Below are 15248 nucleotides of genomic sequence, written 5' to 3'. Positions count from 1 at the left end.
TATTTTCTAAAAAGCAATAGTATTAGATGTGTTTTTTTACATTTTTCTTTTAAACTCTTATTTTACAGTTGGTTATATTTTAATCTTTGTTGCATACCTTGTTTACCTCTGTTCGTTGCTTTGTTAATACATTATCTCTTAATGATAAGATGTTTTCCATAGTATGATAACACAATTATCTCCTAATGATAATGTTGCCGACATGTACATGATGGTAACGTTATCATTAGGAGATAATTTATTAACTCTTAGAGTAAGGCATGAAACTCATTAAGAGAGTAAATAGATAAGTTGGAGTTAACGCTTTACAAGCCCTATCTTAGCGTTCAACTTAAAGTAGTATATCCCATTTTCACGCTCCAGGTATCCGTATTTATCCTTTTCTGTGGCACCTTTCTCAAAGCGTGTATTTTGGAAAAGAAAGTTCTCAAAATTCTCTTTATCAGATTTATGATAGCATAGTATTTCTCCGGTGCTATTAACCAGAAACATTCCTTCAATAGCAGAGTCTGTTCCATTGAATATTTTGGCGGGACGCATGCCTAATGCTAATGCCATCAGAAACTGTTTGATTTTGTATTCATAAAAACGATGTTTATTGATTAACTCATCCTTGATCTTCAATGGATTGGTGGTTTTTATGATGTCTGTAAGTTCATTTACACGTGCGACGGCATCTAATTGCATAATTCGTAGCATTTCGGCCAGTAGTCGGGGGAAATGTAGATCTATCATGGATAGGTTGCTGCGAAATACCCGGTCGGCGACATCGGAGTACTTCAAAACTCCACCCAGGCGTTCGATGAGCATCATTCGATCGGCTACTTCATCGGGGGTGTCTAAGGCATTGACTTTATTTACTGTGGGAACAGCAAATTTTACTCCCGACAATTCGAATTTTAAGTTAGCGCTTCGTCCTCCATCTAATAAAGGATTCATTTTAGCCATTCGGGAGCGTATATTAAATCCGGTCAATGGAGCTTGTGGATGCCAGAATGCTATTGAGATATCTGTCCGGTCGTTTGTCCGGGCTTCCAGATTGAATATGCCGATTTCATCCAGGAACTCTTCTACTCCTTCGGGAGATGTTGTTTCATCTTCAGAGGATGACTTCATGGCATTGAATATCAAACCGGCTACGATTCCAAAATCTTCCCGGGGAAAGCTGCGGGTTTCTTTTTCGCTAACGACACGAATTTCTTCTTTCTCAATATAATATTGACGGGGACCATCGTGCTCTTCGCGTTGAATCATGGCAACTACCCAGCATGTTCCGCTGATTTTTGCATCTGGTGTACCTAAAGATACATATCCATCCGATAGTATCCGAAAGAATGTATAGATTTCACTCCATTCCTTTTTTGTAGCTTCAAAGGCCATATTCTTCTTTGTTTTGGGGAACAATTACCATCATACGACCTGTCCAACAGCCGTCAAAGTAAGATGGATTGCCTGTTTCTTTTTTTATTGGGTAACGACGGTTCTCACCTTTTTCACGCATCATTACCGAGCGTCCGGGGTCATTCACCCATACATGTGTATCTGTTATGCCGCGTAATACCATCCAATGACGATGAGTACCCGGGATCATGCCGGTAGTGGAACTACGATAACTCACATTGATAAGTACCGGTATTCCCCGGTCGATATAACTTTTCAGCAATGCATAATCTTTTTTATCATGGTATGCTGCTTCAACCATATTTTCGTAATAACGGGATAAGGAATCTATTTCAAAAGTATAATATCCTCCTTGTGCAATGGAAGTTCTCCTTTTGAACGGTGCTTTTTTCTTCAGGAAGTATTCTTTTTGATACTCAATCAGTTTTTTCTCAGCATCTACGGGGGTACGTTGATTGTCGGAAGTCATTCCTTTGAAGTAATCAAAAACCATCAATGAGGATGCGAGTGAACAATGTGCATAAGGGCAACCAGTGATCTTTTGGGAATACCAGGGAACGGGAATATTATTCGGGGCTACATCCTGCCCGAAGCTTTCCACGCATCCCCATCCTATAAAGAAGATTAGAATAAGACTGGTTTTAAATTTCATTGTTATTTATAAATTTGAATGCAAAGATAAGGAATAGAGCTAAATATCTTCTACAAACCGTAGGGTTTCTACTTTATCCAAGCGTGCCCTGAGTTTGGGCATCAGGGATTTACGGATTCGGAGAGTCATCTCGCAATCCATTTCATAGGATTGACTTAATAGCTCGGATTCTTCTTCTTTTACGATGCGCATCACATCATTCATAAAAGGATATTCAAACATGAAGGTAATGCTTTCATCGACTGTTTTTTCTATTATTTGCGCCTGTGCAATTGCTTCTGCGGCAGCGGCTTTGTATGCAGTAATCAATCCGCTTGTTCCTAGTTTAATGCCACCGAAATAGCGCACTACTATGATCAGGATGTCGGTTAGGTTGTTTGAGTTTATTTGTCCCAGTATTGGTTTCCCGGCGGTTCCTGAGGGTTCGCCATTGTCGTTTGCCCGGAAGTCCTTTCGTTCAGATCCCAACATATATGCATAACACACATGGCGGGCATCATAATATTTCTTTTGGTAGAAATCAATATATTCCTTTATTTCGCTGGTGGTGCGCACAGGCAATGCTATGGCAATGAACTTGCTTCGTTTTTCTGTGTAAACCGCTTCGGAAAGTTCGGGTATGGTAAGATATGTATCTTCTGTCATCTATATAAATAGGTTAATAATGCAAAGATACAGTAAAATACATTTTTCTACAATAAGTCTTTGTATAATGGTAAGAGAATTCCTACCTTTGCACGCAAATTTAACCCAATAGGTAATCGCATTACAAAATGAGCAAAACAGCCCCTTTTATGGTATTCTCGGGTACAAAATCGAGATATCTGGCAGAAAAAATTTGTGCAAGCCTGAATTGTCCTTTGGGAAATATGAATATCACCCACTTTGCTGATGGTGAATTTGCTGTTTCCTATGAAGAATCAATCCGCGGTGCAGATGTATTTCTCGTTCAATCCACTTTCCCCAACTCTGATAATCTGATGGAGCTTCTTCTGATGATAGACGCTGCCAAAAGAGCATCTGCGAAAAGTATTATTGCCGTAATTCCTTATTTCGGATGGGCACGTCAAGACAGAAAAGACAAACCACGCGTTTCTATCGGAGCGAAATTAGTGGCTGATCTGCTTTCTGTGGCTGGTATTGACCGATTGATCACTATGGACTTACATGCAGATCAAATCCAGGGATTCTTTAATATTCCGGTAGACCACTTGTATGCTTCGGCTGTGTTCTTGCCTTATATTCAATCGCTTAAGCTCGACGATTTAGTTATCGCTGCTCCGGATGTGGGTGGCTCTAAAAGAGCCAGTACTTTTTCTAAATATCTGGGTGTGCCTTTGGTGTTGTGTAATAAATCGCGTGTGAAGGCAAATGAGGTTGCTACTATGCAGATTATTGGTGACGTAGAAGGTATGAATGTGGTATTGATTGATGATATCGTTGATACGGCAGGTACAATTACTAAAGCTGCGGATGTGATGTTGGAAGCCGGTGCAAAGTCTGTACGTGCTATTTCCAGTCACTGCGTGATGTCCGACCCGGCATCTGATCGTGTAATGGCCTCCGGATTGGTTGAAATGGTATTTACCAATAGCATTCCGTTCTGCAAAACGTGTCCTAAGGTTAAGCAATTGAGTATTGCTGAGATGTTTGCAGAAACCATCAGACGTGTATTAAACAATGAGTCGATCAGTTCTCAATATATCATTTGATGTAGTCTCTGAACAATAGATAAGAAAAAAGAGCGGATAAGAGAAACGATTGTTTTCTCAGTATCCGCTCTTTTTTATTGAGGTGTTTTGTTTTAATATAACTTATGGATACCTACTTCGGTAAATAGCTTGGCTAACTTTTGAATAACGGGTTCCAGATAACGTTCTCCTTTTTCTGCCGATGCTTTTTTAGGATTACCTACCCCACTATCGACGGTTGCTTTATCCCAGTGTCGTGGCGCCCAGCCTATTTTTTCATTTAATGATGCAATGGCAAAAGGTTTGGACTCACCGTCTCCCGCTTCTTCCAGATTGATTAATTCCGGATAATAGTGCATCATAACGGATGTTTCCAACTCTCCTGCATGGTCGTCGATTTCTGCCTCAAAATATCCTTTCGAGGGAATGACGTTGAACCACTCGGCGACAATGATTAAGAAGTCGGGATATGTAAAAGCCAGATCGCGTATCATTCCTTTAAAATGATTACCACCATGACCGCTGAGTATGATTAGCTTACGCATGCCTTGTGCATAAAGAGAGGCGACAATATCTTCCAGAATAGCCTGCTGCGTGGAATAGCGTGTATGGATGCAAAAAGGCAATTCGCGCTGCCCCGGATTATGTGCTCCGAAAGCAACGGGAGGCATCACCATACTCCGTACACTCGATTGTTGTAGTGCCAGGCGGGCGGCATCTACAGCAATGCGGTGCGGAATCATACAGTCGGTTAAGTAGGGCAAATGATAGTTGTGTGGTTCTGTTGCTCCCCACGGAAGTATTACTACATCGTACTTTACATCTTTAACTTTTCCGTAAGAAGACACTGTGAGATCAAGCTCTTTATTCATTTTCTTTGGGGGTATTTGAACATACTTAATATTACAAACGTACACAAATTAAATGAATTCAGAAAAATCTTCTATGGAAAACTCTTTTATTTCCGTCGATACTCTTTAGGAGACATTCCGGTATAATGCTTGAAATATTTGCCGAAAAAAGACTGATTGGCAAAGTTTAATTCATCGGCAATTTCCTGAATGTTTTTCTGCGAGGATTTTAAAAGAGATTTTGCTTCGAAAAGAACAAAATTATCTATCCATTCGCCTGCCGTTTTCCCACTCACCTCTTTAACGACGCTCGAAAGGTGTTTGGGAGTCAGGAAAAGTTCTTTTGCGTAATAGTTCACGCTTCTTTCCTGTTTATAATGTTCGGAAAGGTGGCGCATGAACTGGTCGAATAGCATTTCTTTTCTGTTTCTGGCTTCTTTTTTCCGGGGTATTCTATTGCGATAGATGGCGTATACCTCATATAATAGGGCTACCAGCAGGCTTTGGATTACATCTTTGTTTGATTCGTTTTCTCTTTTGGTTCTTTCCCAAAGCATGTTATAATATTCCATGATTGTATTTAGCTCTTGGCCTTTGATGTTAATGCATGGATATTCTTTTGTATAAAAGTAGATGGGAAGCATTACTTTGACTTTGGGGAAGATTTCATCGGTATAATCTTTAGATACCACCATAAAGACTCCTTGGTATTCATCGCTAACTTCCAGACTTTGGATAATTTGATCGGGTACGGCAATCATCATTGTTCCTGGTCCAATGAAGTATTCCTGCATATTTATTGATACTCGTGTGTATCCGTTCAGGCATATGGATACTACCGTAGTTTCAAGTCTTGTTGGCGTTTCATAAAGGGGCAGGATTTTTATATCATTATAAATATAAAAATCATCATTCACTCGATTTAGGTTTGTCGGGTCTTGAATTACATGAAATGAATTCAATTGAAAGATAGCAGCAACGTTCATATCTGTGTATTTTTCACAAACATATGGAATTACTTAAAGAAAAAGAAGAACTTTTTGTAATAAAACGAAATACAGAACACATTTTGGGAAATATGGAATATTTTTAGTCCTCTTTTATTTTCCGGATGTTACATTTGTTTTTCATTAAACAGATATAGGAAACAAAAAAAGGTCAATCCGGAAAGTGGGTTGAAATGACGCACTGTCTCAGTGACGTTGCCCTACTGGTTGAAGGAGATTTAGCCTATGGCTGGGGGAGATTGAACTACTGGCTGAACCTTATTAAGACAGTGCTCTATTCGTTGGCAACCTATTTGGGGGATTGGCCAAAAAAAAGCATCCTGTTCGAGGATGCTTTTTTATGTGTCTACTGTAGGACTATTCTATTAATTAAATATCTTTATTCCAATAAAGTAAGTACGTGGTTGGGTAGGTCCATAAAAATAGCCCGAGTCTCTGTATTCTCCTTTATCCAGGTCTTTCTGGAAGCTATTGAAGATATTCTGAACACCTCCGTTTACTTGGAGTTTGATGTGGTCTTTTAACGTAAATGTATAGTTTAATTTAACATTCAGATCCATAAAATCGGGAGTATCTTCCATGCGTGGATTCTCTTCGTGTGGCATGTGAGGCACGATCATTTTACCCGTATATATACCCGATATTGAGAAATCGAAAGCCTTCACTGGGGCAGAACTGAATGTAAAATACCCATAATAGTTTGGCGTGCGTGGCATGCGCTTAGTGGTTAATGGGTTGTCATCCAGATCGGTAGCCCATTCTTCGGATTTAGTATACACACTGCGTTGTGCGGTGAAACCCAACTGGAATTGGGCTGTACGTCCGTGAGCCAGTTTGGCATCAAGATTAGCACCATAAACACGTGCGCCATTTCCATTGCGGCGTTCTTTGATTACATCGCCATTATCATCTTTACCGATTTCTTCCAGAACGAATACATGTCTTAAGTCTGTATAAAATCCTTCCAGTAAGATATTAGATTGCCAATGGCCCAGGTTTGCAGTCCAGTCAATAGACCCGCTGAAGCTATTGGAGCGTTCCTCTTTCAGATTATCAGCCAGCTTAATCTGAACACCCTCCCCTCCTACGGCCGTAACATGGAGGTCTTCATCATAGGCTTGTGGAGCACGGAAACCGGTAGAATAAGTTAATCGTCCCTGGAAGTTGTCACTTGGTTTATACAAGAAGTTTACGCGCGGGCTGAATATCAGATTATCAATCAGGTTATGTTTATCAAGGCGTGCACCAAGCAGCATCGTGAACTTATTCATTCTCCACTCGTTTTGTACAAACCCTCCGGCAATGCGTATATCCTGTTTCATATCGCGATGGTATCCGGTCATGATGTCATGCAGAGAGTTGTTTTGATATTCAACGCCTCCGGTAAACGTGGCAGGAGCAAACCAGCATTGATCCATGTTTCCTACATACATGGCTCCGCCAACCCATGTCAAATCGTCCGTTTTCCCATAGGCATCAGGATCTTTCCCTGCACCATAATAGCTGTTTCGGTCCACATGCTGAACAGAACCGTATACTGATAGCTTATGCTTCTCCGTCCAATAACGATCGTAGCTTACCCCCCCACTATTGATGACATGTTTTGTCTGTTCGGTGATGTCTGACTCATGAGGCTGTAAATCAAAAGCATTACCCCCCCGGCGAAACTCGTTTGTTGTATGATATTCAATGTTAACACGGCTATAGTGATTAGGACGGTAATAGGCACGCACGCCAAATGTGTTCATATTTAGCTTACCTACTTCCGAGAATCCATCACCATCAGCATCATACGGATTTCTGTTACGATATGTTTCGTAAAGAGCAATGCCGTATGAATTGTCTTTGGCTACCAGAGATACATTGGCACCCATGTTTTGCTCCCACGACTGCCCATCCATATTCGATAAACCCGTAGTAATCTGGAACGAATTACTGATAGGATCTTTAGTAATAATATTGATTGTTCCCCCTACTGCATTGGCGCCAAAGAGCGCAGAACCTCCCCCGCGAACGATTTCGACGCGCTCAATCATGTTTACCGGAATCTGTTCCAGTCCGTATACTCCCGAAAGTGCGCTGACAATCGGACGGCTATTAATTAATATCTGCGAATACGGTCCTTCCAGTCCATTAATCCTGACTTGCGGAAACGAACAGTTCTGGCAGTTGTTCTCTACCCGTAATCCGGATTGATAGTTCAGTGATTTGGCCAGGTCTGTTGAGTTAACCATTTCGAAGAGTTTGGGACTCATCACATTCACCACTACCGGTGCAGACTTTCTGCTAACCTCATTACGGTTGGCCGAAACAACAATCTCGTCCGTAACAATACTCTCTTCCGCCATTTTAAAGTGAACAACAGCCGAAAATTGATTGCTGACTGTTATCTTCTTTTCTTGTGTCCTGTACCCTAATGCTTGTACGCGGAGTGTGTATTCGCCTGCCGGAAGTTTATGGAATTCGAATTGTCCCTGTTCATTTGAAGTTGTTCCTTTCCCATTCTCCAGGATAAGGATGCTTGCATACGCAATGTTTTCTTCTGTATTTTTCTCGATAACATGACCCGAGATCATGTTTCCTTCTTTAATTGGATTGGCTCCATATACGGAGGTGCCTATACATATCAGTATAAGCATTATAATGTAGTGTTTCATTAAAATTGCTAATATAGGATGAATAATAATAGATTGATATATCGTGTATATCAAATAAAAAGGTTGGTCAGTTAGGAGTAAACCGGAGGTGCACGCAACGCAGAACTATCCCAATATGGATTTATAATGAGTACATTCTCTTGTTCCGGTTCAATAATATATAAGATGGATTGTTGCGATGTACAATAAGTACTATACGTAGCTTTTAAGGAATAAAAAACACTCAAGCGATTGAGAAGTAATATCTCGGCGTTTGAGTGTGTATGTTCACCTTTATTGGGATGGGAATGAGTTATAGTTATTCCGTTCACATAGTGTATGTGCATATTTAGCATAATATTCGTCTGATATACAGCGAATAAAACTAATAATGTAAACGGTAATATAATCCTTTTCAGAGATCCCAACTTAAGTAAATTCAAATGATGGGCGCAAAGGTAGCCATTATTTTGCTTATTTGTATTCTTTGCAGGATATAATTTCATTGCACAGCCTTTCCAGATATTCCCGATCTATATTGTCAAAGCTGCCCAATTCATCGCTATCAATATCTAAAACGCCCCATACTTTGTTGTCACATACGAGTGGTACAACAATCTCAGAGCGGGATCTCGCATCGCAGCAAATGTGATTAGGGATTGCATTTACATCTGCTACCACTTGCGTAGCCGCTGTTTCCCAGGCAGTACCGCAAACCCCTCTGCCTTTTCTTATGCGAGTGCATGCTAACGATCCCTGAAATGGACCAAGAACAAGTTCATTTTCAGATTTAACCAGATAAAAACCTATCCACAAATGATTAAATGCTTCTTTGAGTACAGCAGTTATATTACCTAAATTAGCAATCAAATCGCTTTCGTCTTCTACTAAAGCTTTGATTTGCGGAAGTATAGATATGTATATCTCTTCTTTACTGCCAGCAGCAGGATATAAAATCTGTTCTGCCATAAACGATAACTTACTTGGTTTTATTGAATAATATATTATAGTCTTCTTTTGCAGCAGTTTCAACCCATTCTTCCGGAATAAATTTCCAGTGGTTTAGCGCTTTAGGAGCCAGTGTATCATGCCTTTCCAGTTCACGGATCAGATAATATCGAAAATCCTTATCCGTAACATTTATAATGCGTTCCTTAAGTTTATCGTGAGGTATTCCTGCCCCTTTGGTTAGTAATTCTCCTCCCCCGTTTCCTCTGTATGAGTTGACTACAACCTTATACTCTTTATCCAAGTTGAACGGACTACCATCTGCCATACTAATGATATTGACTTTATGTCCTTTTTTCTTAGTCAGGTCAACCGTATAAATAATACCGGCCGCAGAATCAAAGTTGAAACTAAAGTATTTAAGAGCGTTGAAATGCCAGTCTTTCTTCTTCTTATCCTTGAATTTGAGCATATGGTCCGATGGAGATTTCATGCGGTCCGTCCACATATCATACGACATTTCCAGGTGTTTTTTTATCTCCCTTCCCGATAGCCGCATGGTATAAAGCTGGTTCTCAAAACGATAGAGCGCAAATAAATCACTAACCAGCACATCTCCTTTCTTAATCTCAACATCAAAAGCCAGTGGCGAAGCAAAGGAGACGTCGGCCCCGGTTATTTTCAGTTGCATGGCATGTACAAAATCAACAAACGGTGACGGTCCGAAATAAGACTCTCTTGTAGTTAATGCCTTATCAAATACACCAATCTTTTTATTGACAAACGCCTGTATCGAATCAAACTGGGGCGAGAAATGATCCATAAATGCCGGGCTTGGATTATATTGTTCAATAGACGTTAGCTCTCCGCTTATACTCTTTTCATACACCTTTCCCTCTCTGAGTTTTAAGGTTATATTGACTTCTGCCGCAATTCTGCCATTATCGGCCGGATTAACCACCAACATCGTGTCTCCGGCATTTCCGATTATTTTCTTGCACTCACGAATATGGTCATGTCCGATCATCAGGATATCGAATCCCTTTACTCTTTGTGCCACACTTATGGATGCATTATCCTTATATTTCTTTCCTAATAGCGATTCATACTGCCCGGAATGGAAAAGACCGATAATTACATCCGGTTTTTCTTTCTTTTTGATAATATTGATCCACCTACGAGCTGTCTTCTCCATATCATCAAAGTATAATCCCTCCCAAAGGCTTTCCGGAAGCCAGAACGGTATGGCGGGAGTTACCATTCCGAGTATGGCCACTTTAATACCTTCGCGTTCTATTACTTCATAGGGTTTTAGAAAAGGTTCGCCTGTACTTTTATCAATGATATTAGCTCCCAATATGGGGAACTGGCAATCTTTTATCCAACGCTCCATAGCAGGCCGCCCCACCTCAACATCATGGTTTCCTATATTGCCCACACTATACCCCATGTAATTTAGCATATCTGCACATAAATGGGTAGATGTCGTATCAATATAATTATAATAATAAGGAGTCGGTTGCCCCTGTAGAATATCACCATTATCTATAAGAATAAGGTTATTACCATACTCTTCACGTCTTGTCTCTATCAGTGAATATATACGGGCTAAGCTACCCGGTTCGGGTTTCTTTGTAATAAAGTTGTATGGGAAGAAATTGCCATGAATATCACTTGTCTCAATGAATTTTAGCTTTACCTCTTTGTCTTGTGCAGGTAAAACATGGCTAAATAATATGAATAATAAGCTAAGGACTGTTAGTTTTCTCATCTCAATGTTGGTTTATGCATTGGTTTGCTGTGTTGATGTGTTGTTTATGTGGAGAGGATGTGTAAAGACAAAGCGGGCTCCCAACGTATACGTAGGATCTACCCAGATTTCTCCACCGAATTTAGTTACGATTAATAGGCATATAGATAAACCAAGTCCGGCACCTTGGGCATATTCGTTCAACTTCTCGAATCGTTCGAAAATCAGTTTCTGCTTATCCTGTGGGATACCCGGTCCTGTATCTGCTACTGAAAATACGGCTTTATCATTTGTTTTATCTATTTCGAGGGTCAATGTAATCTTGCCATTTTTAGTGAACTTGGCTGCGTTGGATAATAGGTTAATAACAACCTGTTGCAAGCGCTGTACATCGGTCATCATGGTTAGTTCGGAAATCTCCGAATTGAATATCAGTTCATTGTTATTCTTATTTGCATATCCGATGGAGGTTATAACTTGTTGCATAAGTCCTACTACATCAGCATTTTCAAAAGCAAAAGACACTCTATCGGTTTCCAGTCTCGATAAATCCAGAATATCATTAATCAGGCGCAGTAGTAAGTCCGAGTTCGTTTGAATAACATCCGCATACATTTGTTGTTCTTCGGGCGAAGTATCTCCTGCTGCCAATACATTGGAAAATCCGACGATGGAATTAAGCGGTGTCCGTATCTCGTGGCTCATATTTGCCAGGAAAGCACTTTTCAGACGGTTAGACTCTTCTGCCCTATCTTTAGCTATCCGGAGTTCGGCTTCTGAAATGATAAGTTTATCTTTTAATCTTTTTGTGCGCACATAGAAATAAAGAGCTACCAGGAATCCGATTAATAAAGTCAGAAGTGTAGATATCACTACCCAAACTTCGTATTTATATGTTTCATAAAAAGAAGGGGGCTGATTGACCAGCATAATGTCTGACGGAAATTGCGAAAGATCAATATTCAACTCTTTCACTTTATTATTATCCAGCCTGATCTTATTGGGAATTGTTTGTATGTAACTGGATGTATCCATCGGATTTCTGAGGATATCGAATGCTTGTTTGGCCAGTTCTTTTCCCTGTGGCCTGTACATAGGGATAACTCCTCCGATGGCCCAGTATCCAAGACCTACTGACGATATGGAGAAAGTAGGCATATGGGGTACGGCATCCATCATGGCATATGTTGCATTTCTCATGGAATATCCCTCGTTTTTATCCACACGCCAGGTCCCTACTAATAGAACTGTATTGTCCGGTAATTCCCGTAATTCATCCAGAAGGGTATATACAGTATTTGTACGTCCATCCAAAATAAGCAGGTTCAGTTCCGGATGGTTGGACATTTCTTTGCGTACAAGCGCCTGCATAGCTACCCCACCATACGAATTGTCTGTGATTAAGGCCACATTCTTTGTTGCTGGGTAGATTTGCTTTATTAAGTTAATATTGCCCTCAATATCATATTGGTACACTAATCCTCCTCTGATTCTATTAGCGAGTGAACCGGATGCAAAATCAATGGATTCGGGCATCCATGTAGATAAGGAAAGGGTGTCCTGATCGGGCAGTATAATTGCGTTCTGGCTAGCCATAGCAACAACAACAGGCACATTCATTAACGTTGTATCTTCCTGAGATAAATAGGAAGCCCATGCTTCTTGTCCTAGTAAAACGATAAGTGATGGACGATTCTCTGTTTCATATTTAAGTAAAATACGGGCCATTCTACTTTTCCACCGGGTAGATTCGGCAAAGCTTTTGCAATTCATGTTTTCGATCAACGTAGGGTTCTGACCTCCCAGCCGGTTGAACTCGTCCATGAAATCGGTAATATTTGTAGAAGTACTATGAGAATCCGGATTGTATGAACTGATGATCAATATTGGATTATCATCTATAGCAGCACTTAGGTTTAGTGGCAGCAAAAGGAATACAGATGATATAGACAAACAGATCGAAAGTTTCAAATTATCCAACATACATAACTGCTGTTTAAGTTGCTTAGGGGGTAGCTTTGTTTGCAAATATAATATTTTATTGCGGCTTATAAAAATTAAGTATGTACATTTGTCTTTCATAATTTCAAAAAATAAGATGGAACTATTTAATGTTATTATCTCTAAAGAGCTGAATATTGCCGAAAAGCAAGTAAAAAACACCTTGTCGTTGTTGACCGAAGGAGCTACCATACCTTTTATCAGTAGATACCGTAAGGAGGTTACCGGAGGGCTTGACGAAGTACAGATTGGAGAGATTAAAGAGAAATATGATAAGTTGTGCGAGATTGCCAAGAGGAAAGAGACGATTCTTTCGACTATCGAAGAGCAGGGTAAGTTGACGGATGATTTAAAGAAACGCATCAATGAAACCTGGGAGTCTACGGTTCTTGAAGATATCTACCTGCCATACAAGCCCAAACGTAAGACCAGAGCCGAAGCAGCCCGCCAGAAAGGGCTTGAGCCATTGGCGGTTATCTTGATGATGCAACGCGAATATGATGTTGAAGGACGTGCACAGGCTTTTGTGAAAGGCGATGTAAAAGATGTGGAGGATGCACTTAAAGGTGCACGCGACATTATAGCTGAGCAGGTTAATGAAGATGAGCGTGCCCGTAACGCTATACGTAATCAATTTGCCCGTGAGGCCATCGTTACGGCAAAAGTAGTGAAGGGTAAAGAGGAAGAAGCGGCAAAGTATCGTGATTATTTCGACTTTTCCGAACCATTGAAGCGTTGTACCTCACATCGTATTCTGGCTATCCGGCGCGCCGAAAGCGAAGGTTTACTAAAGGTTTCCATTTCACCGGATGATGAAGAATGCATCTCCCGTCTGGAAAGGCAGTTTGTTCGTAGCCAGAATGAAAGTGGCCAACAGGTACAGGAGGCAGTGCACGATTCTTATAAACGTTTACTGAAACCATCAATAGAAACGGAGTTTGCCGGACTGTCTAAAGAGAAAGCCGATGAAGAAGCGATACGTGTATTTGCTGAAAACCTACGCCAACTGCTGCTTGCTTCTCCATTGGGACAGAAACGGGTGTTGGCAATAGACCCGGGATTCAGGACCGGCTGTAAGGTTGTTTGTCTGGATGCTCAGGGAAATTTATTGCATAATGAGAATATATACCCTCACCCGCCTGTAAGCAAAACAAGTGAAGCGGCTTCTAAGTTACGCAAAATGATCGAGGCCTATAACATTGAAGCCATTGCTATTGGTAATGGTACGGCCAGCCGTGAAACGGAAGATTTCATTACCCGTCAGCAGTTTAACCAGGCTGTGCAGGTATTTGTTGTTAGTGAGCAGGGAGCTTCTATTTACTCGGCCTCTAAGATTGCCCGCGATGAATTCCCTGATTATGATGTAACTGTACGTGGAGCGGTTTCTATTGGCAGGCGTTTGATGGACCCGTTGGCCGAATTGGTAAAGATAGACCCTAAATCAATCGGTGTAGGGCAATATCAGCATGATGTGGATCAACCTAAATTGAAGAAGTCATTGGACCAAACGGTCGAAAACTGTGTGAACCTTGTCGGGGTAAACCTGAATACAGCGAGTAGCCATTTGCTGACTTATATTTCTGGTCTTGGTCCGCAATTGGCTCAGAATATAGTGAACTACCGTGCCGATAATGGCGCTTTCGCTTCCCGTAAGCAAATTATGAAGGTAGCCCGCATGGGTGCAAAAGCTTTTGAGCAGTGTGCCGGTTTTCTCCGTATTCCCGATGCAGCTAATCCACTGGATAATACGGCTGTACATCCCGAAAGTTATTTTGTGGTTGAACAAATGGCGAAGGATTTGAAGTGTAGCGTTGCCGAATTAATTTCGAACAAGGAATTACGTGCAAAGATTGATATTCAGAAATATGTTACGCCCACCGTGGGTATCCCGACATTGAAGGATATTATGTCGGAGTTGGATAAACCCGGACGCGACCCACGTAAAGCCATCAAGGTTTTTGAGTTCGATAAGAATGTGCGTACGATTAATGATTTGCGTGAAGGGATGATATTGCCCGGTATTGTGGGGAATATAACAAACTTCGGCGCTTTTGTCGATATAGGTATCAAAGAAAACGGATTGGTGCATTTATCGCAGATGGCCGACCGTTTTATATCCGATCCATCGGAGGTTGTATCCATCCATCAGCATATTACTGTGAAAGTGCTCAGTGTGGATATGGAACGAAAGCGTATACAGTTAACGCTGAAAGGCGTACAGCAAGATTAAAGTCGGTCTACGAGATAACAGTGGGATGCCCTAGGGATAGTAATGATATGCCTAGGGCATCCCACTGTTATCTCGTAGACC

At 40.9% G+C, this 15248-nt stretch carries 11 protein-coding genes; 2 read left to right on the top strand and 9 right to left on the bottom strand.

What is annotated here, in order from left to right:
* Nucleotides 1-297: 297 nt before the first annotated feature.
* Genes D0T87_RS17055 through D0T87_RS17045 form a run of 3 tightly spaced genes read right to left on the bottom strand, consistent with a single transcriptional unit; the run spans nt 298 to nt 2698 of the window.
* Nucleotides 298-1380 (bottom strand): HpaII family restriction endonuclease, encoded by a 1083-nt coding sequence (locus D0T87_RS17055; RefSeq protein WP_163176336.1) that lies wholly within the window; start codon nt 1378-1380, stop codon nt 298-300.
* The gene (locus tag D0T87_RS17050; RefSeq protein ID WP_163176335.1) at nt 1370-2053 is read right to left on the bottom strand and encodes a C39 family peptidase; all 684 of its coding nucleotides are present in this window, start codon (nt 2051-2053) and stop codon (nt 1370-1372) included. The genes D0T87_RS17055 and D0T87_RS17050 overlap by 11 nt, the downstream gene beginning before the upstream one ends.
* A gap of 39 nt (nt 2054-2092) precedes the next feature.
* Nucleotides 2093-2698 carry a YigZ family protein gene (locus tag D0T87_RS17045; RefSeq protein ID WP_163176334.1) on the bottom strand — a complete coding sequence of 202 codons (606 nt, stop codon included), beginning with the start codon at nt 2696-2698 and terminating at the stop codon, nt 2093-2095.
* Nucleotides 2699-2826: 128 nt separating this feature from the next.
* On the opposite strand from D0T87_RS17045, the gene D0T87_RS17040 reads away from it, so the two are divergent.
* The gene (locus D0T87_RS17040) at nt 2827-3765 is read left to right on the top strand and encodes a ribose-phosphate pyrophosphokinase (RefSeq protein ID WP_163176333.1); all 939 of its coding nucleotides are present in this window, start codon (nt 2827-2829) and stop codon (nt 3763-3765) included.
* Nucleotides 3766-3857: 92 nt separating this feature from the next.
* On the opposite strand, the gene D0T87_RS17035 is transcribed toward D0T87_RS17040, so the two are convergent.
* The 6 genes from D0T87_RS17035 to D0T87_RS17010 form a co-directional block, all read right to left on the bottom strand.
* Nucleotides 3858-4616, bottom strand: a complete 759-nt coding sequence (locus D0T87_RS17035; protein ID WP_163176332.1) for a creatininase family protein — start codon at nt 4614-4616, stop codon at nt 3858-3860.
* Between the two features lie 86 nt (nt 4617-4702).
* Entirely contained in the window at nt 4703-5512 is an 810-nt protein-coding gene (locus D0T87_RS17030) for a helix-turn-helix domain-containing protein (protein WP_370526888.1), read from the bottom strand.
* Nucleotides 5513-5967: 455 nt separating this feature from the next.
* Nucleotides 5968-8259 carry a TonB-dependent receptor gene (locus tag D0T87_RS17025; protein WP_163176330.1) on the bottom strand — a complete coding sequence of 764 codons (2292 nt, stop codon included), beginning with the start codon at nt 8257-8259 and terminating at the stop codon, nt 5968-5970.
* 453 nt (nt 8260-8712) lie between these two features.
* Nucleotides 8713-9207, bottom strand: coding sequence for a GAF domain-containing protein (locus D0T87_RS17020; protein WP_163176329.1), 495 nt, complete (start codon nt 9205-9207; stop codon nt 8713-8715).
* Nucleotides 9208-9217: 10 nt separating this feature from the next.
* On the bottom strand, nt 9218-10957 hold the full coding sequence (locus D0T87_RS17015) for a bifunctional UDP-sugar hydrolase/5'-nucleotidase (protein ID WP_163176328.1): 1740 nt from the start codon (nt 10955-10957) through the stop codon (nt 9218-9220).
* 12 nt (nt 10958-10969) lie between these two features.
* Entirely contained in the window at nt 10970-12919 is a 1950-nt protein-coding gene (locus tag D0T87_RS17010) for a HAMP domain-containing sensor histidine kinase (RefSeq protein WP_163176327.1), read from the bottom strand.
* 115 nt (nt 12920-13034) lie between these two features.
* On the opposite strand from D0T87_RS17010, the gene D0T87_RS17005 reads away from it, so the two are divergent.
* Nucleotides 13035-15167 carry a Tex family protein gene (locus D0T87_RS17005; RefSeq protein WP_163176326.1) on the top strand — a complete coding sequence of 711 codons (2133 nt, stop codon included), beginning with the start codon at nt 13035-13037 and terminating at the stop codon, nt 15165-15167.
* Nucleotides 15168-15248 lie beyond the last annotated feature (81 nt).

It is taken from the genome of Bacteroides sp. 51 (assembly GCF_010500965.1).
GTDB lineage: Bacteria > Bacteroidota > Bacteroidia > Bacteroidales > Bacteroidaceae > Bacteroides.
The sequence above is the reverse complement of the archived record's forward strand: the minus strand, read 5'-3'. Positions and strand labels throughout refer to the sequence as shown.

Bases quoted from the DNA above. Each gene is read 5' to 3' on its own strand.
- D0T87_RS17045 (WP_163176334.1), bottom strand. From the start codon at position 2,698: ATGACAGAAGATACATATCTTACCATACCCGAACTTTCCGAAGCGGTT.
- D0T87_RS17040 (WP_163176333.1), top strand. From the start codon at position 2,827: ATGAGCAAAACAGCCCCTTTTATGGTATTCTCGGGTACAAAATCGAGA.
- D0T87_RS17035 (WP_163176332.1), bottom strand. From the start codon at position 4,616: ATGAATAAAGAGCTTGATCTCACAGTGTCTTCTTACGGAAAAGTTAAA.
- D0T87_RS17015 (WP_163176328.1), bottom strand. From the start codon at position 10,957: ATGAGAAAACTAACAGTCCTTAGCTTATTATTCATATTATTTAGCCAT.
- D0T87_RS17025 (WP_163176330.1), bottom strand. From the start codon at position 8,259: ATGAAACACTACATTATAATGCTTATACTGATATGTATAGGCACCTCC.
- D0T87_RS17050 (WP_163176335.1), bottom strand. From the start codon at position 2,053: ATGAAATTTAAAACCAGTCTTATTCTAATCTTCTTTATAGGATGGGGA.
- D0T87_RS17055 (WP_163176336.1), bottom strand. From the start codon at position 1,380: ATGGCCTTTGAAGCTACAAAAAAGGAATGGAGTGAAATCTATACATTC.
- D0T87_RS17020 (WP_163176329.1), bottom strand. From the start codon at position 9,207: ATGGCAGAACAGATTTTATATCCTGCTGCTGGCAGTAAAGAAGAGATA.
- D0T87_RS17010 (WP_163176327.1), bottom strand. From the start codon at position 12,919: ATGTTGGATAATTTGAAACTTTCGATCTGTTTGTCTATATCATCTGTA.
- D0T87_RS17005 (WP_163176326.1), top strand. From the start codon at position 13,035: ATGGAACTATTTAATGTTATTATCTCTAAAGAGCTGAATATTGCCGAA.